The organism is Agrobacterium sp. DSM 25558 (assembly GCF_900100825.1).
In the GTDB taxonomy this organism is placed as follows: Bacteria; Pseudomonadota; Alphaproteobacteria; order Rhizobiales; family Rhizobiaceae; genus Agrobacterium.
This window is the reverse complement of the sequence record NZ_FMUD01000002.1, coordinates 119,421-134,992: the sequence shown is the minus strand read 5'-3', so window position 1 is coordinate 134,992 and position 15,572 is coordinate 119,421. Positions and strand designations below refer to the sequence as shown.

Genomic DNA, 15,572 nt, shown 5'->3' with positions numbered 1-15,572 from the left:
TTGAAAATCGGCGCGTCAGGCGCGATTGCGGTCGCGTTCTTCTCGGGCATGTTCCAGCAGGCGCGTTCGCAGCAAAGCAAGTTCCTGACGCAGTATCCGCAACTCCTCGGTTTCAGCCTGCGCATGGTCTGCCTGACCGGCCAGAGCCGCTGCCAACAGTGGTGGAAGCTTGAAAACCGGCACATCCCTTTCCTGTGATGGACGGGCAATAGCGTTTTGCATCAAAACCTGCCGTACGCGTTCATCAAGCGGTATGTCGTTGGCAGCCTCGTCATAAGCGGCTTCCGTTTCAGCTTCATCTTCGACCACTATAGAGGACGCAGTCTCAGCCATGACCGGCTCTGGCGTCGCTGGATATTCCACGGACAGGTCATCGAAAATACTGGGCTCTATTTCAATCGTCTCATGAGACGGCATCTCATCGACGTGCGTATCCAACGCCGTTTCGGGCTCGATCACAGCAGGCAGTTCGGCAGTTTCGTTCGCTTCTTCCTTGCGACGGAAGCTCAAGACGAAAAGCGCGATCAGCAATCCCGCAGCGCCCCCTGCAACAGACATCGCATTTGCGGTGAAGCTATCGTAATTGGCAACGCCCGGCTCAGCCGTCACCGCAAGAGCGGCGCTGACGCGCGGTGCGCTGGAGAATGTGCCTGCGGCGTCGCTTGAGATGATGTAATCCGTTCGTGCCTTTTCAAGGGCCGCCTCCAGCCGCGCGAGATCTGCGGGAGCATCCCCCAGGGCCTGCAACTGATTGTCCAGTTCGGCGCGATTGGCAGCCCGCACTTCCAGTGCTTCGGTTACAGTGATCTGCTCTTGCTTCAAAGCTTCCAGCGCCCGGCGAAGGCTGGGCATGGCTGTCGCTCTTGCCGCATCCACGGTTGCCTGTGCAGCGATAGTACGCGGATGTTTCGGTCCGTGATCGACGCTGACTTCGGCCAGTGCAAGTTTGGCGGCGGTATAGTTCTGGCGGATCGTCTCCAGCGGTGCAAAAGCGGCCATAGCCGGCAGGTTTCCATTGAGAACATCAGCCACCTTCATGGACGTGGCGGCCGAAATGCCATCGGCAAGCTCTGTGCTCTTGGCGCTGAGAGTTGCAGCGTTTGCTTCGTCTTCACGAATTTTCTGCTGCAAGCCTTGAATGCGGGAAACGGCGTCATTGCCATGCCGCATCTGGAAACCGGTCAACGCGGCCTCGGCGCTATCAAGGGCAACACGCGCCCGCTCGACAGCCTGAAGTTCCGGGTCGCGTTGCTCGGCACCGATGTTCTTGACGATGCGAGCGGCGAAATAGTCCGCGATCCGCTGCGATGCTTCGGGCGTGGCGGCGGTGACGTCGATCTCGATCTCATTGCTCGAAGGCGCAGACGAGATGGAGACCGCGTTTTTCAGGGCCGTTTCCGTTGCCCCGACCAGCACGTCGGCGTTTTCTCCTCCACCTGCAAGCAGGTCCAGAAAAACGGCCAGATGCCCCGGCGTCTGCATGCCTGTGAGGTCCTGGGGTTGAAGCTTCAGGTCGGAGACCATGAGGCCGAGCGCCATCGGCGACAGAAGATTTTCACCAAGCTGCGATGTCATTCGCTGTACGCCGGCGGCGGTGGCGTGGGGATTGGAGACTTTGACGCGGGCTTGAGACACGTAACCCTGCAGGCCGGGTTCCAAAAGCATCGTCGGCAGAAAAAAGCCCGATGCCGTCAGGGAAAGCACAAGGCCCGCCGAGAGCAGATATCGCCGCCACGACGCCGCAGCGAGCTTCTCGCGAAGCGCGCCCCGATTCGGCATCACAAATCTGTCGATCTCAAAAACCATCGCAAACCCATAGGGTTACATACCGCCCAGACCGGAAAATCCGCTGGTGTAAATATAAACGAAGCCTAAAGCGACAAGGCAAACAAATGGTTAACGGCGACCAAAGCATGGGGCCTGGGCAGCCTGGCAGAAAGCCATCGTCCGCAAGTCCCGCGCAAGATTGTCGCCCTAAAACAGGATCAAGTTAAACACGGAGAATTGTCATGCAGCCGATTCAGCTGTTTGCGCTGGCATCCCGGCAGGCCGAATGGCTTTCTGTCCGTCAAGAAGTCGTCGCCGGTAACATTGCAAACGCCAGTACGCCGAAGTTCCGCGCAAAGGACGTCGTGCCATTCGATTCTGAGTTGCAGTCGGTCGGCATGCAGATGGCACGCACCAATGCCGCCCATATGGAACTGGCTGTTGCAGGCGGTGGCAAGGTTGCCTTGGAAGACGCTGACCTGACCAACGAAATCGGCGTTCAGGAATCGGGCAACACAGTTTCTCTTTCGAAGGAAATGGCCAAGACGGGCGAAATCAAGGGGCAGTTCGAACTGAACGCGCAACTCGTTCGCTCTTTTCACAGCATGATGCTGACAGCGGTGGGCAAGTAAATGGATCCTTTAAAATCCTCGATGAAAATTGCAGGAAATGGAATGGAGGCGCAGGCTACGCGTCTGCGTATCGTTTCTGAAAACATTGCGAACTCGCGTACGACGGGCGACACGCCCGGTGCAGACCCCTATCGCCGCAAGACAATCACCTTTGCGAACGAGCTTGATCGCGCCAGCCAGACCAACCTTGTCGAGGTCAAGAAGCTGGGTGTCGATCGCTCCGACTTTACGCAGGAATACGATCCCGACAGCCCGGCTGCCGACGAAAAAGGCATGGTCAAGCTTCCCAATGTGAACATGCTGATCGAGATGGCCGACCTTCGCGAAGCAAACCGCGGCTACGACGCCAATTTGCAGGTCATCAAACAAACACGCGACATGGTCGCCTCCACCATCGACCTATTGAAAGCTTAAAGATGATTGATTCTATTAGCAGCTTGAAGTCGCTGACATCCGCCGCAACGGACGGACTGAAAGAGGTTACATCCAGCCTCGGTTCACTTGCCGAAAACGCAGTGTCAACCGCAGCAACTGCCGCCACCGGCCCCAGCTTTGCAAGCGTAATGGGCGGCGTGGCGATGGATGCCGTTGAGTCCCTCAAGAAGGGTGAAGCCATGTCCTTCGCCGGTATTCAGGGCAAGGCCAATACGCGTGAAGTGGTGGATGCCGTCATGCAGGCGGACCAGACCCTCAAGACCGCCGTGGCTCTGCGCGACAAGATCGTCTCGGCCTATCTCGACATCGTGAAAATGCAGATTTGACGCTTAAGGATATAAAAAATGAGAGCACTAGCCATTGCAGCGACGGGCATGGATGCCCAGCAGACAAACCTTGAGGTCATCGCGAACAACATCGCGAACATCAACACGACTGCGTTCAAGCGCGGCCGCGCCGAGTTTACCGACCTGCTCTATCAGACCGAGCGTGCGCAAGGTGTGATGAACCGCGCCAACCAGTCCGTGGTTCCGGAAGGTGCCAATATCGGTCTGGGTGTGCAGACGTCCGCCGTCAGAAAGCTTCACATTCAGGGCGAAATCTCCCAGACCAGCAACGATCTCGATGTCGCGATCGTCGGCAAGGGCTGGTTGCAGGTCGATGGTCCCGATGGCACGACGCTTTATACGCGTGCCGGCGCTCTCAACAAAGATTCCAACGGTCGATTGGTGACGATAGACGGTTACGGTGTTCAGCCGAACATCACCATTCCGACAGACGCGACAGAAGTCACGATCAGCACGGATGGTATCATATCGGCCCGTATCGGAACCGCGACCAACCTGACCGAACTCGGCCAGCTGAACCTCAGCAACTTCGCCAACGAAGCGGGCTTGAAGCCACTCGGCGACAACCTGTTCTCGCAGACAGAGGCTTCCGGAAACCCTGTTGAAGCAGCGCCGCAGTCCACTGGCTTCGGCTATATCAAGCAGGGCTACCTCGAAAGCTCGAACGTCGATTCCGTCAAGGAGATCACCGACCTCATTTCCGCGCAGCGCGCCTATGAAATGAACTCGAAGGTCATCACCACCGCAGACGAAATGGCGACGATCGTCAGTCAGAACCTGAAGTAACGCAAAGGTAGGGTAACATGAAGTTCCGCCCGAAAATCGTGCCTGGCAGTCTCTGCAAGATGGCGCTGGCGCTCATAGTCAGCCTGGTGGCGTACGCGCCGCAGGCTGCTCTCTCGCAGCAGAAACACGCCGTTGTTCCAACAAGCACGATTTTCCCCGGCGACGTCATCACCCGCGACCGTGTGACGGAAGTTCTCGTGACCAACCCCAATCTTTCCCCGGGCTACGCAGACGACACGCAAGTCGTCGTGGGTAAGGTTTCCAAGCGAACGCTGGTTGCCGGCCGCACCATTCAGGTCGGCGATCTTCGCGATCCTTTCGCTGTCCAGCGTGGAGCAGCCATCAGGATCGTCTACAGCGTAGGCGGCATGAACCTTTCTGCATCCGGCACCGCCATTGAAGACGGCATGGCGGGTGAAGTTGTGCGCGTTCGCAACCGCGACACCGGCGTCACGATCAGCGGAACGGCCCTGCAAGACGGGACTGTGGAGGTTTTCCAGAAATGAGTTTTCGTCGAGGCCTGATAGCTGCCACGGTGATGATCGCCACGTTCTTCGTGACCGCACCCATGGCCTATTCCCAGTTCAACGCACGGGTAAAAGACATAGCCTCCCTGCAGGCCGGTCGTGAAAACCAGCTGATCGGTTACGGTCTTGTCGTCGGCCTTCAAGGGTCCGGCGACAGCATGCGTTCCTCGCCCTTTACCGAACAGTCGATGCGGGCGATGTTGCAGAACCTCGGCATCTCCATGCAAGGCAACCAGTCCGGCTCGAAAAACGTCGCTGCCGTCATGGTCACAGCCAATCTGCCGCCATTTGCAAGTCCGGGCAGCCGTCTCGACGTCAATGTCAGCTCGCTCGGTGATGCGTCTTCTCTGCGCGGCGGCACGCTCATCATGACCTCCATGTCGGGTGCCGATGGCCAGATCTATGCGGTGGCACAGGGTTCGGTCATTGTCTCCGGCTTCAACGCAGAAGGTCAGGCTGCGCAGTTGACACAGGGCGTGACCACGGCCGGACGCGTTCCAAGCGGCGCGATCATCGAGCGCGAACTTCCCTCGCAGTTCAAGGATTCGGTCAATCTGGTCCTGCAACTGCGCAATCCCGATTTTTCGACATCCACGCGCATTGCCGATGCGATCAATGGCTATGCCCGCACCGCCTTTGGCGAGCCGATTGCCGAGGCCCGCGACAGCCAGGTCGTCTTCATCCAGAAGCCGCGCACCGCTGACCTTACCCGTCTAATGGCGAGCATTGAAAACCTCTCCGTTGAGACTGATACGCCGGCCAAGGTCGTCATCAACGAACGGACGGGGACAATCGTCATCGGTGCCGATGTCCGCATTTCGCAAGTCGCCGTCAGCTATGGCACGCTCACCGTGCAGGTTACCGAAACGCCACAGGTCATTCAGCCACAACCGTTCTCACGCGGCGAAACCGCTGTTCAGCCGCAGACCGATATAGCCGCGCAGCAAACCGGCGGGCCCGTTGCCATTCTCAACGGACCAAACCTACGCTCGCTGGTGGCTGGGCTGAACAATATCGGCGTCAAGCCGGACGGCATCATCGCCATCCTTCAAGGCATAAAGTCAGCCGGCGCGCTGCAAGCAGAACTGGTGTTGCAATGATGGTCAAGGTCTCTGAAATCCTAACGCCCCGCCGCACGCTGCTTGCCATTTTCGTTATGGTCGCAGCGCTTCCATCCGCACGCGCACAGGAACAGGTGCGGGTGACATCCGGTGATACGAGCGGCCAGGAAATCCAGCAATATTGCACCAATGTCATCGACCAGGCGCGTGATCAGCGCTACGTCCTGCAAAAGCAGGACCTGGAAAAGCTGCAACAGGACGTCGACAACCGTATCGCCGTCATGGAAGCGCGCAAGGCAGAGTACGAAGACTGGTTGAAGCGCCGCAACGACTTCATGCAGCAGGCCGAGGCAAACCTCGTCAATGTCTACAAAACGATGAAGGCGGATGCCGCTGCTCCGCAGCTGGCGGAGGTCAACCCTGCCCTTGCTGCCGCGATCATCATGAAGCTGCCGCCTCGCCAGTCTGGCCTGATCCTTGCCGAAATGGATGCCAAGAAAGCCGCCATCGTTGCATCGATCATGTCCAGCGCGACCGACAAAACAACATCAAGAGATCCGTCATGAACAAAGCGCTCATTCTTTTCCTTTCCGCCGCAAGTGTTCTGACTGGCTGCTCCAGCATCACGCAGAACCAGACGCTGAAGGAAATCGGTAACGCGCCGGCCATGAGCCCGATCGGCAGCGGACTGCAATTCAGCCAGGCACCGCAACTGGCGTCCTACCCGAAGCAACCATTGCACTCAGCCAGCGGCTATTCGCTCTGGAGCGACAGCAAGGCGGCCCTGTTCAAGGATGCGCGTGCGCTGAACATCGGTGACATTCTGACGGTCAACATCCAGATCAACGACAAGGCAACGTTCGACAACGAGACCGACCGCACCAAAAAGAACAATCGTGCGACGGGTTGGAAAGCTGACGCCGAAATCCTCGGCTGGAAGCCACAGGCCGATTCGTCCCTGAGCTTCGACAATACCAGCGAGTCCAACGGTAAGGGCTCCATCAGCCGTGCCGAAAAGCTGACCCTGCTCGTTGCTGCTGTCGTGACCGGCATTCTGGAAAACGGCAACCTGCTGATCAGCGGATCACAGGAAGTGCGCGTCAACCACGAAGTCCGTATTCTCAACGTGGCTGGTATCGTGCGGCCGCAGGACGTCAATTCCCAGAATACGATTTCCTATGAGAAGATTGCCGAAGCCCGCATCTCCTACGGTGGTCGTGGTCGCATCACGGAAATCCAGCAGCCGCCGGTCGGCCAGCAGGTGGTGGATCTGTTCTCGCCGATCTGACATGAACCAAGCATACGGCCCGCCGCATTCCGCACGGGTTGCTCTCCAAGACAGACCTAAGAAGCGATCATGAGCCTCACGACAACCGAACCTGCTGCACCAAAGAAGCCGTCGATCGTCGTAACCGCCGGTGCCATCGCGGTGCTCTCGCTGCTGGGCCTTGGGGGTGGATGGTTCGTGGGCAACACATTGCTCGTGCCTGCGTCTCCTGCTGCCGCGACGCCAGCGCCAGCCGCGGCGGAACACGCGCCAGCAGCAGCAGAGGGTGGCAAGGGCGCACCAGCGGCTGGTGGTGAGCATGGCGCAGCCGGTGCCGCCGCACCCAGCCTGATTGCGCTCGACCCGATCGTGACCAACCTCGGTTACCCCACGGATAAGTGGATACGGCTCGAACTTGCCTTGCAGTTTACAGGCCCCGGCAACACGTCGCTCGCCCAGGACTTGCATCAGGAAATGCTGACATATCTCAGAACCGTTTCCTTGCAGCAGCTTCAAGGCCCGCGCGGCTTTCAATATCTTAGGGATGACCTGAGAGAAATCGTTGACCTCAGATCAAAAGGGCGCGTATCCAAGGTTCTCTTCAGAACCTTTGTGATCGAATGATTCGAAAAATTATCCTTCTGCTTGTTCTCGCCCTCACTCCGGGGCTTGCATTCGCACAACAGTCGCCGGCTGACTTGCTGAATCTGCCGCTCGATGGTTCTGCGGCGGCGTGGATCATTCGCACCTTCGGGCTGCTGACCATCCTGTCGATCGCGCCCGGCATCCTCATCATGGTGACGAGCTTTCCGCGGTTCATCATTGCTTTTTCCATCTTGCGGTCCGGCATGGGTCTGGGAACCACCCCATCCACCATGATCCTGACCAGCATGGCGATGTTCATGACCTTTTACGTCATGGCACCGACCTTCGAACGGTCCTGGCAGGATGGCATTCAGCCGCTTCTGCAAAGCCAGATCACCGAGGCGGTCGCGCTCGAGCGCGCCGCTGAACCGTTTCGCGGTTTCATGGTGAACAACACCCGCCCGAAGGATCTTGCCCTGTTTGTCGATCTGGCAAATGAGCGAGGTCAGGAAACGATGAACGGCACGGTGCCGCAATATCGGGTCCTCATCCCGGCCTTCATGCTGTCGGAAATCCGTCGTGGCTTCGAAATCGGCTTTCTCATCATCCTGCCATTTCTCGTGATCGACATGGTCGTGGCAACCATCACGATGGCAATGGGTATGATGATGCTGCCACCGACCTCGATCTCACTGCCCTTCAAGATTCTCTTCTTCGTCCTGATCGATGGCTGGAATCTGCTCGTCGGCTCTCTGGTCAGATCGTTCTATTGAACGTTTCATTCTGATCGAAACGGGCTACCTCTCCTGCCCGCTTAAATTCTTATTGTGATACCGCTGACGGTTTGAGCTGCCCACGTTACGCAAACGAAAACCGCCCGAACTGGCACAGTTCGAGCGGCTTGGATGGCATCAGATCTTCAGTGGCCGGAGCTTGCCCCAGCGGCTGGTTTCGGCGGTGGCGGATCGGTATTGACGACGATCTGCTGAGGTTTCTTGTTGGGATCCCTCGCCTCGATTTCCTCTTTGGAGATGAAATCCATCTGCTCGATGAGAACCTGCTTGACCAGCGGCTTTTCAAGGCGGGCATTCAAGCCATCCTTGATCTTTGCCTTGAAGCCGTTCACATCGAATTTGTCGGCAGCCTTCACGTCCACCAGTTTGTCTCCCACCAGCAACGTGTAGAGCTCATCCGTCAGGAATGTCGGCACGGGGACATTGACTTCCTTCAGTGCATCTTCATCCACCTGAAGGCTGGCGCGAAGAATGAAGTAGCCTGAAACCTTGCCATCCACCACCACGGGCAACGTCACGGTTTCGCTTTGAACGAAATGCGGTGGGTGAACGACTTCGGCAGTAGGGTTTGCACCCTTATTACCGAAAGTCACGGCGGCATAGACGCCGCCGAGTGTTACGACGAGAATCCAGATCCCTGTCGCTATCAGCTTGATCATTGCGCCCCGCTTGCGAACTGTTCCTGCGAGTAGGTGCCGTCATCTTCGGCGCGTCTGGCAGCGGTCTTCAAAAGGTCAACCACGGCCCTGACGGCGTGAAGGTTGGCTTCGACGCGGCGGGTATTGATGGCCAGTTTGGCCTTGATATCAAGAATTTGCCGTTTGTGAGCCGCGGCGATCTTGGCACCGTCGACGTCGCGCAGCAACATGCTGAGCTCATACAGGCAACGGCTCTTATGCGCGTTCGACAGTTTGAAATCAAATTCCGGATCTTTTCCAATCCGCTGGTTTTCGTTGTCGATAACCGTTTCGAGGCGGCCGAGAATGGCCTGCGTTCTATAGTCGTTGTTTACAATTTCCATAATCTTCAGCGCTCCGCCGCTTAAGTTTCAGTCTTGTTTGGTTCAGCTACAGAAAAAGTACGCCGCTGGAAGTCTGTCACCATGCTGACGGCGAGGCTCTTGTCGTCCTCGTTCATCTTGGTGGGCGCTTCAGCATTTCGCACCTTCTGCATGGCCTGGTTATAGGCCTGTTCGGCAATGCCGATGCCGCCGCGCTTGGAAACGGCATCTGCCATCTGTTCAGCCATCATGCTTTTCCAGAAATCACCGGCGGAACCCTTGCCGTAAACGTCTTCGCTTTCCTTCGGCATCATGTTCTGGAGCATGGTCGACAGAACACTGGCCTCGAACTTGCGGTAGGTTTCAGGAATTTTCTCGTCGCTCTTCACATGGTGAATGTTGCCGACGCCCGCCTTCCCGGCAGCCGTATCGATGCTGTTGATAGCCGATTCAAAGCCGGCATTGCTGGCAGTCAGCACCGACGCTTCGTGCGAGGCGCTCACCGAGCGCAGTTTTTCTCTAGCCGCCATGACCTGTGTCGGGTCGGCTGCATTCACAACATCAAGCACAAGATCGCTTGGAGGAGAAATGGCCACGTCGTCATCCTTTTCCGTTTTATCGGATGACGATACCGTCCTAACCTTGCTGGAGGCTGGAGTCTTTCAGGCTCATATGGAGATCGATCAGCTCGTAGACGCTGTTATCTTCGCGGACACGCAACTCGTCCGCGCGGGCTGCATCCCTCTTGTCTTCCAGACGTTCACCCTTCTTCGTCTCCTTCATGACCTGCTGCTCCTGCGCCTTCTCGATCGACTCGAGGCGGACGTCACGGGACATCAGTTTTCCATGGCGGGTGGCGTAATGCTTGAGCATCTGCTGGTGCATCGGGTCGAGCGACGTCAGATACCCGCTCAGCGCGTCGATCTTTTCTGCGATCTCGTTGCGTTCGCGGGTGGTGATCGCCAACTCGTTTTCGGCCATCTTCTTGAGATGCCCTTGAACCTTGGCCAGTCTGTTGAGCTTTTTGGATTTCGAATCATCCATTCCCGTTCCTCACATATTTGCAAAAACGCGGAAAAACCCGCTCGCGAACTGGTTCACCAGCGCCGCGATGCCGAAATAGAGCAACAACAGACCCCCACCCAGCGCGTAAGGGGTGGATATGAAGTAGACCGGTATCTGGGGGGCGAGCTTGTTTATGAGGCCGATCGCCACATTGAACAGAAAGCCATAGAGAATGAACGGGCTGGCCACACGAAGAGCGATATTCATGGAGGCGACCAGCGTATCCGTCAGCGAGATCAGCATTCTTTGCACACTCATCGCCCCGCCCAGAGGGATGGATGCGTATGAGTCCACGATGGCACGGAAAACGACATGGTGGAAATCGAGAATGAACAGGAGCAACAGAACGCCATAGGACAACATGCTTGAAAGCTGGTTTTCCGATGTGTCCTCGAGCGCGTCCTGGACTGGTGGACCCGTGAAGGAAATCGCGGTGCCGATGGCCGTCGCGGCAAACTGCATTCCCAGCACATAAAGATGGGCGATCATGCCGAAGGTGGCACCGACCAGCGATTCAAAGAAAATGAATTTGAGATAGGTGATCGTGTCGGTTTTCACCAAGGGATAGATCGTGTCCCATAATAACGGCAAAATGGCCATCGAAAGGGCCATGGCAAGCAGCAAGCGTATCTGCATGGGAAGGCGCGCCGAAGAAAATCCCGGCATCACCATCAAGCAGGCACCAATCCGGCAAAACGCCAGAAAGAGTGCCATAACCGTTCCCTGCGGGTCTGAGATCATGAGATCGAGCCGAGTATCTTTATTTCCGTGCCCTTGGCCAATTCGACATGTGACAGCACCGGCAGCGTGCTGAAGAGGCGTTCCGTAATCATTCGAACATAAGACCGGGTTTCAGGCAAAGTAACAAGTACGAATGGCAGACCGACATCCATGTATTCACGGATTACTTTGCTCGCCTCGTTGGAGAACTCTTCGACCTGGCGTGGATCGATATCGAATTCGATCACTTCGCCCTTCGGATCGCGCTTGAGAGCCTGCTGGAACACGACATCCCACTTCGTTCCCAGTCTTAAGACCCGCAGAACGCCGTTGTCCGAAAGATCGCCGCAGATTTGCTGCGCCATGCGGATACGGACGTGTTCGACGATCTGCTCGGTTCTGCGAAGATGAGGCGCGAGTTCCGCAACGGCTTCCAGAATGAGGTGGAGGTTGCGGATGGAAACGCGCTCTGCCAGCAGCAGCTTCAGGATGGCCTGCAAGCCGGAGTAAGACATGTGCGACGAGCAGATTTCATCGGCCAGCTTCTTGTATTCCGGATCGAGCCTGTCGATGAGAACCTTGACGTCCTTGTAGGACAGCAGCATCGGTAGATTGTTGCGGATGACTTCGCTGACGTGGGTCAGCAAGGCCGAAATATTATCGATGGGGTGGAAGCCTTCGCGCTTGAGGTCTTCCACAAAGTTTTCCAGAACCGAAACGGCTGGCATGCCGAACGCTGGTTCGCGCACATCGTCGCCTGGAACGGACGGTCTGCGACCCTTGCCGGTGATGACGAGAACTTCGCCGACCCGCAGCGTGCTTGCCGCGACCGTCGTGCCGTGAATTCTGATCTGGTAGGACTTGTCGGGAATGGCGATATCGTCGGTGACCTTGATTTCCGGAACGACGAAACCGTACTGGGTGGCGAACTTCTTGCGCATCTTGCCGACCCGGAAACCAAGCTCCTGATGCGCGCCGAGCAGCCTTGGAGATACCTGCTTGCCGAGGGCAAGCTCGATCTCCGTCGTGCGCAGGGAGTTCTTGACCGTATCTTTTTCCGCTTCGTGCGCTTTGTCCGTCTGCTGTTGTTCGGCAACGCGCTCTGCGTCCTTCTCCTGCGCCAGCTGTCTTGGAATGAACCATGCGCCGAATGCGAGCATGAGACCAAGAAACATGAACGGTACTAACGGCAGGCCCGGAACGAGCGAGAGAACGAACATCAGGCCAGCAGCCACACCCAGAGCCTTGGGATATCCGCTCAGCTGATTGATCACGGCTGTGTCAGTGGAGCCCTTCGCGCCACCACGGGTAATGATAAGACCGGCTGCCAACGAGACGATCAGCGCTGGCACCTGCGAAACGATACCGTCACCGACGGAGAGCTTCACGAACACGTCCGCAGCTTCGCCAATCGGCATACCGTGACGGAAAACGCCAATGATGATGCCACCGCAAATGTTGATGGCCGTGATCATCAGACCCGCGACCGCGTCACCACGAACGAACTTGGACGCACCGTCCATAGCACCGTAGAAAGCGCTTTCTTCCTCCAGCTCACGGCGTCTTAGCTGGGCTTCTTTCTCGTTGATGATACCGGCGGACAAGTCAGCGTCGATCGACATCTGCTTGCCGGGGATGGCATCGAGAGTGAAGCGGGCACCGACTTCCGCGATACGCGTCGCGCCCTTGGTGATGACGATGAAGTTCACCACGATGAGGATGAGGAAGACGATCAGACCGATGACGAAGTCGCCCGACATCACCAGAGTCGAGAAGCCGGCGATCACGCCACCGGCAGCTTCATGGCCCTGATTGCCGTGAGACAGAATGACACGCGTCGTCGCAATGTTCAGCGCCAGACGGATCATGGTCGAAATCAGAAGGATGGTCGGGAAAGACGAGAAATCCAGCGGTCGCTGAATCCACAAGGACACCATCAGGATGAGGACTGAAAAGGCAATCGAAAATGCCAGGCCCATATCGATGAGGAAGACCGGGATAGGCAGGAAGAGGATACAGAGGATGGACACGATGCCCACAGCAAACCCGACGTCGCGGCCACCTGGTGCGGCCTTTGGAAGGGGCAATATGCTCGGAGGCGTCGCCATTCTAACTCCATCTCTTCATGAGAACTGCAGACGTGTCCCGGCTATCCCGTCATGAAAAAAGCCGTGCCGACCGATTGGACACAGATCGACGTCGCAGCATTATTGGATCAAGCTTGCGCGAGAGTGGACGAAATTACATTGGCGGCGTTTCCGTCTGACAGTGATCACTCGTCAATATTTAGGCTTTGGTTCAGACTATTTTTGTAATATAAAGGGAGCACTATTCGCGCGATGATGGCGTGCACGCTGGCCGATGACCAAGGCCAAACTTTGCAAGGCTACCTATGGCGATTTCCACCTATACAAGCTATCTCAGCGTCAACCGAGACCTAAAGTCCTCGTTGTCGTCGGTCGCAAACCAGTCAGCGGTTGCGCGAGATACTGCGTATTACGAGGAAAATATTGGTAAGGTCACCACGGTCGATGAGTTTCTAGGCGACTATAAGCTCTATTCCTACGCCATGAAGGCCTATGGGCTTGAGTCGATGACGTACGGCAAGGCCTTCATGCGAAAGGTGCTGGAAAGCGATCTGAGCGACAAGTCCAGTTTCGCCAATTCCGTGTCAGACAAGCGATATCTCCAGTTTGCAGAAGCGTTCAATTTTCAAGGCGATGTGAAGACCGCGCAGAACTCTGCGCAGGCTGGCAGCCTGACCGACGCTTACAAGGCATCGTTTACAGCAGAAGAAACATCGCTCAAAACCGAATCCACCTATTTTGCTGCGCAGATCGGAAAGGTCACTGATCTCGACAGCCTCGTCAACAACTCACGGCTTCGCACCTATATGCTCGACGCGGTTGGCCTCGATTCCAGCTATACGTCGAAGAGCTATCTGAAACAGGTTCTGACAAGCGATCTCGACGACCCGGACAGTGTTGCCAATCAGGCCAAGAACCCGGCCTGGAAAAAGCTCGCCGAAGCCTTCAATTTCAATACGGATGGCAGCGTTGACGGCAGTATGCAGACCACAGACCAGACAGAAGATCTGAAGCTCGACTACATCTACAACAAGTCGACGTTTCCGTCTGATACACTGGCCGATGCCAACAAACGCTACTGGGAAAAGAACATCGCGACGGTGACCACCGCAAAGGATTTGGTGGCTGATACCAGGATGTTGGATTACGTTAAAACAGCGTTTGATCTCAATCCGACGATTATGGCCAGCAGCGTTGCAAGCCTGATGTCCAGCGAGAATTTTGCGACGACATACGGCAACACGAAGCTGCTGGATTATTTCAATTTCGAAACTGATGGCACTTTGGCTGATGGGAACACCTCGCAGACAACCACTCAGACGACCGATATAAACAAGCTCTACAAGACGGCCTTTGTGAAAGAGCAGTCAACGGCAGTTGACGAGGCGATTTCGAATTACGAAACGCGCGTTGCCGGATTCACGAGCCTAGATGACTTTTTTGTTTCCAACAAAAAAGACGACGACAAAAAGAATGACAGCGTCACCGAAGTTTGGGACGTGGCGCTGAGGGCGTTCGGGATCGATCCTGATGAGGTCAGCCAATCCGAACTCAAGCGTGTTTTGACAAGCGATGTGACCGACAAGAAAAGCTACGTCAATTCTTTGAAGGACGACCGGTTCGTTGAGCTCAACAAGGCGTTCAACTTTACCACAGATGGCGGATTGAAGGCACCTGTTCTCGCCCAATCGGAAGGCATTACCGACCGATATGCGTCGGACTATGAAAGTGCCAAAGTAAGAGGCCTAACCGGTAAGGCCAAAGAAGCCGCAATCGACAAAGCGGATAAGGAAACGGAGTATTACAAGGAGCAAATGAAAACCGTCACGTCGGTGAAGGATTTGCTCTCTGACAGCCGTTTGACGAACTACATTCTTGAAGCAAACGGCGTAGACCCGGAAACTATGACGTCCGACGAGCTCAAGAAAATGTTCTCATCCGATTTATCGGATCCAAAAAGCTATGTGAATTCTCTCTCAGACAACAAGTTTTCCGAGATCGTCGCATCTTTCAATTTCGATGCCGAAGGCAACCTCACGTCTGACGCGGTGAGCGGTGGACAGCAGCGTGGTGCCGTTCTGGAAACCACCAACCATTATATCCGGCAGACACTGGAAGAGGACCAGGGTGAATCCAACCAAGGCGTCCGGCTTGCTCTGTATTTCGAGCGAATGGCTCCGACAATTTCGAGTGCCTATGGCTTCTTGAGTGATGACGCTCTGTTCCAATTCGTCAAGACCGCATTCAGCCTGCCGGACTCGATTGCAAATATGGATGTCGATAAACAAGCTAAACTCGTAACGTCCAATATCGACATATCGAAGCTTCAGGATCCTGATTATATTACCAAGATCCTCAAGCGGTATACGTCATTGTACGACGTTCAAAACAGCACGACATCATCGAGTCTGTCTATTCTGAATGGCAGCACGTCGATCAGCGCGGATACGCTCCTTGCGGTTGCCCAGCTGAAGGCAGGGTGACGAGCCTTTCCACCGA

At 56.1% G+C, this 15,572-nt stretch carries 17 protein-coding genes and 1 pseudogene; 11 read left to right on the top strand and 7 right to left on the bottom strand.

Features of this window, described 5'->3' with window-relative positions:
- Positions 1-15: 15 nt before the first annotated feature.
- A complete protein-coding gene (locus DSM25558_RS03145; protein WP_077101886.1) occupies positions 16-1,779 on the bottom strand; it encodes a GumC domain-containing protein in 1,764 nt (587 codons plus the stop codon).
- 230 nt (positions 1,780-2,009) lie between these two features.
- Here DSM25558_RS03145 and flgB point away from each other — a divergent pair, with 230 nt between their 5' ends.
- From flgB to fliP, 10 genes and pseudogenes are all read left to right on the top strand, one after another.
- Positions 2,010-2,399 carry a flagellar basal body rod protein FlgB gene (flgB, locus tag DSM25558_RS03140; RefSeq protein ID WP_077101713.1) on the top strand — a complete coding sequence of 130 codons (390 nt, stop codon included), beginning with the start codon at positions 2,010-2,012 and terminating at the stop codon, positions 2,397-2,399.
- Positions 2,400-2,813 (top strand): flagellar basal body rod protein FlgC, encoded by a 414-nt coding sequence (gene flgC, locus DSM25558_RS03135; protein WP_077101711.1) that lies wholly within the window; start codon positions 2,400-2,402, stop codon positions 2,811-2,813.
- A 2-nt stretch (positions 2,814-2,815) separates the two neighbouring features.
- On the top strand, positions 2,816-3,160 hold the full coding sequence (locus tag DSM25558_RS03130; RefSeq protein WP_077101709.1) for a flagellar hook-basal body complex protein FliE: 345 nt from the start codon (positions 2,816-2,818) through the stop codon (positions 3,158-3,160).
- An 18-nt stretch (positions 3,161-3,178) separates the two neighbouring features.
- Positions 3,179-3,967 carry a flagellar basal-body rod protein FlgG gene (flgG, locus tag DSM25558_RS03125; RefSeq protein ID WP_077101707.1) on the top strand — a complete coding sequence of 263 codons (789 nt, stop codon included), beginning with the start codon at positions 3,179-3,181 and terminating at the stop codon, positions 3,965-3,967.
- A gap of 17 nt (positions 3,968-3,984) precedes the next feature.
- Complete coding sequence (gene flgA, locus DSM25558_RS03120) at positions 3,985-4,473, top strand: flagellar basal body P-ring formation chaperone FlgA (protein WP_077101705.1); 489 nt, start codon at positions 3,985-3,987, stop codon at positions 4,471-4,473.
- 83 nt (positions 4,474-4,556) lie between these two features.
- Positions 4,557-5,594: pseudogene (locus tag DSM25558_RS03115) on the top strand (flagellar basal body P-ring protein FlgI); the annotation flags it as partial.
- Positions 5,591-6,121 (top strand): MotE family protein, encoded by a 531-nt coding sequence (locus tag DSM25558_RS03110; protein ID WP_371479376.1) that lies wholly within the window; start codon positions 5,591-5,593, stop codon positions 6,119-6,121. The pseudogene DSM25558_RS03115 and the gene DSM25558_RS03110, both read left to right, overlap by 4 nt.
- Entirely contained in the window at positions 6,118-6,843 is a 726-nt protein-coding gene (flgH, locus tag DSM25558_RS03105) for a flagellar basal body L-ring protein FlgH (protein WP_077101701.1), read from the top strand. Before DSM25558_RS03110 ends, flgH begins: the two co-directional genes overlap by 4 nt.
- A 69-nt stretch (positions 6,844-6,912) precedes the next feature.
- A complete protein-coding gene (locus DSM25558_RS03100; protein WP_077101699.1) occupies positions 6,913-7,446 on the top strand; it encodes a flagellar basal body-associated FliL family protein in 534 nt (177 codons plus the stop codon).
- A complete protein-coding gene (fliP, locus tag DSM25558_RS03095; protein WP_077101697.1) occupies positions 7,443-8,180 on the top strand; it encodes a flagellar type III secretion system pore protein FliP in 738 nt (245 codons plus the stop codon). Before DSM25558_RS03100 ends, fliP begins: the two co-directional genes overlap by 4 nt.
- A gap of 146 nt (positions 8,181-8,326) precedes the next feature.
- Here fliP and DSM25558_RS03090 read toward each other — a convergent pair whose 3' ends face one another.
- Genes DSM25558_RS03090 through flhA form a run of 6 tightly spaced genes read right to left on the bottom strand, consistent with a single transcriptional unit; the run spans position 8,327 to position 13,094 of the window.
- On the bottom strand, positions 8,327-8,860 hold the full coding sequence (locus DSM25558_RS03090; RefSeq protein WP_077101695.1) for a hypothetical protein: 534 nt from the start codon (positions 8,858-8,860) through the stop codon (positions 8,327-8,329).
- On the bottom strand, positions 8,857-9,222 hold the full coding sequence (locus DSM25558_RS03085; protein ID WP_077101693.1) for a hypothetical protein: 366 nt from the start codon (positions 9,220-9,222) through the stop codon (positions 8,857-8,859). Before DSM25558_RS03085 ends, DSM25558_RS03090 begins: the two co-directional genes overlap by 4 nt.
- A gap of 20 nt (positions 9,223-9,242) precedes the next feature.
- Positions 9,243-9,797 (bottom strand): rod-binding protein, encoded by a 555-nt coding sequence (locus DSM25558_RS03080; protein ID WP_077101691.1) that lies wholly within the window; start codon positions 9,795-9,797, stop codon positions 9,243-9,245.
- A 40-nt stretch (positions 9,798-9,837) separates the two neighbouring features.
- Entirely contained in the window at positions 9,838-10,245 is a 408-nt protein-coding gene (locus DSM25558_RS03075; protein WP_077101689.1) for a hypothetical protein, read from the bottom strand.
- A gap of 9 nt (positions 10,246-10,254) precedes the next feature.
- The gene (fliR, locus tag DSM25558_RS03070; RefSeq protein ID WP_077101687.1) at positions 10,255-11,007 is read right to left on the bottom strand and encodes a flagellar biosynthetic protein FliR; all 753 of its coding nucleotides are present in this window, start codon (positions 11,005-11,007) and stop codon (positions 10,255-10,257) included.
- Positions 11,004-13,094, bottom strand: coding sequence for a flagellar biosynthesis protein FlhA (gene flhA, locus DSM25558_RS03065; RefSeq protein ID WP_077101685.1), 2,091 nt, complete (start codon positions 13,092-13,094; stop codon positions 11,004-11,006). The genes fliR and flhA overlap by 4 nt, the downstream gene beginning before the upstream one ends.
- Positions 13,095-13,378: 284 nt before the next feature.
- On the opposite strand from flhA, the gene DSM25558_RS03060 reads away from it, so the two are divergent.
- Complete coding sequence (locus tag DSM25558_RS03060) at positions 13,379-15,556, top strand: DUF1217 domain-containing protein (RefSeq protein ID WP_077101683.1); 2,178 nt, start codon at positions 13,379-13,381, stop codon at positions 15,554-15,556.
- Positions 15,557-15,572: the final 16 nt, after the last annotated feature.

What these genes read in the sequence shown, in the direction of transcription:
- DSM25558_RS03145 (WP_077101886.1), bottom strand. Translation starts at nt 1,779, where the DNA reads ATGCCGAATCGGGGCGCGCTTCGCGAGAAGCTCGCTGCGGCGTCGTGG.
- flgB (WP_077101713.1), top strand. Translation starts at nt 2,010, where the DNA reads ATGCAGCCGATTCAGCTGTTTGCGCTGGCATCCCGGCAGGCCGAATGG.
- flgC (WP_077101711.1), top strand. Translation starts at nt 2,400, where the DNA reads ATGGATCCTTTAAAATCCTCGATGAAAATTGCAGGAAATGGAATGGAG.
- DSM25558_RS03130 (WP_077101709.1), top strand. Translation starts at nt 2,816, where the DNA reads ATGATTGATTCTATTAGCAGCTTGAAGTCGCTGACATCCGCCGCAACG.
- flgG (WP_077101707.1), top strand. Translation starts at nt 3,179, where the DNA reads ATGAGAGCACTAGCCATTGCAGCGACGGGCATGGATGCCCAGCAGACA.
- flgA (WP_077101705.1), top strand. Translation starts at nt 3,985, where the DNA reads ATGAAGTTCCGCCCGAAAATCGTGCCTGGCAGTCTCTGCAAGATGGCG.
- DSM25558_RS03110 (WP_371479376.1), top strand. Translation starts at nt 5,591, where the DNA reads ATGATGGTCAAGGTCTCTGAAATCCTAACGCCCCGCCGCACGCTGCTT.
- flgH (WP_077101701.1), top strand. Translation starts at nt 6,118, where the DNA reads ATGAACAAAGCGCTCATTCTTTTCCTTTCCGCCGCAAGTGTTCTGACT.
- DSM25558_RS03100 (WP_077101699.1), top strand. Translation starts at nt 6,913, where the DNA reads ATGAGCCTCACGACAACCGAACCTGCTGCACCAAAGAAGCCGTCGATC.
- fliP (WP_077101697.1), top strand. Translation starts at nt 7,443, where the DNA reads ATGATTCGAAAAATTATCCTTCTGCTTGTTCTCGCCCTCACTCCGGGG.
- DSM25558_RS03090 (WP_077101695.1), bottom strand. Translation starts at nt 8,860, where the DNA reads ATGATCAAGCTGATAGCGACAGGGATCTGGATTCTCGTCGTAACACTC.
- DSM25558_RS03085 (WP_077101693.1), bottom strand. Translation starts at nt 9,222, where the DNA reads ATGGAAATTGTAAACAACGACTATAGAACGCAGGCCATTCTCGGCCGC.
- DSM25558_RS03075 (WP_077101689.1), bottom strand. Translation starts at nt 10,245, where the DNA reads ATGGATGATTCGAAATCCAAAAAGCTCAACAGACTGGCCAAGGTTCAA.
- fliR (WP_077101687.1), bottom strand. Translation starts at nt 11,007, where the DNA reads ATGATCTCAGACCCGCAGGGAACGGTTATGGCACTCTTTCTGGCGTTT.
- flhA (WP_077101685.1), bottom strand. Translation starts at nt 13,094, where the DNA reads ATGGCGACGCCTCCGAGCATATTGCCCCTTCCAAAGGCCGCACCAGGT.
- DSM25558_RS03060 (WP_077101683.1), top strand. Translation starts at nt 13,379, where the DNA reads ATGGCGATTTCCACCTATACAAGCTATCTCAGCGTCAACCGAGACCTA.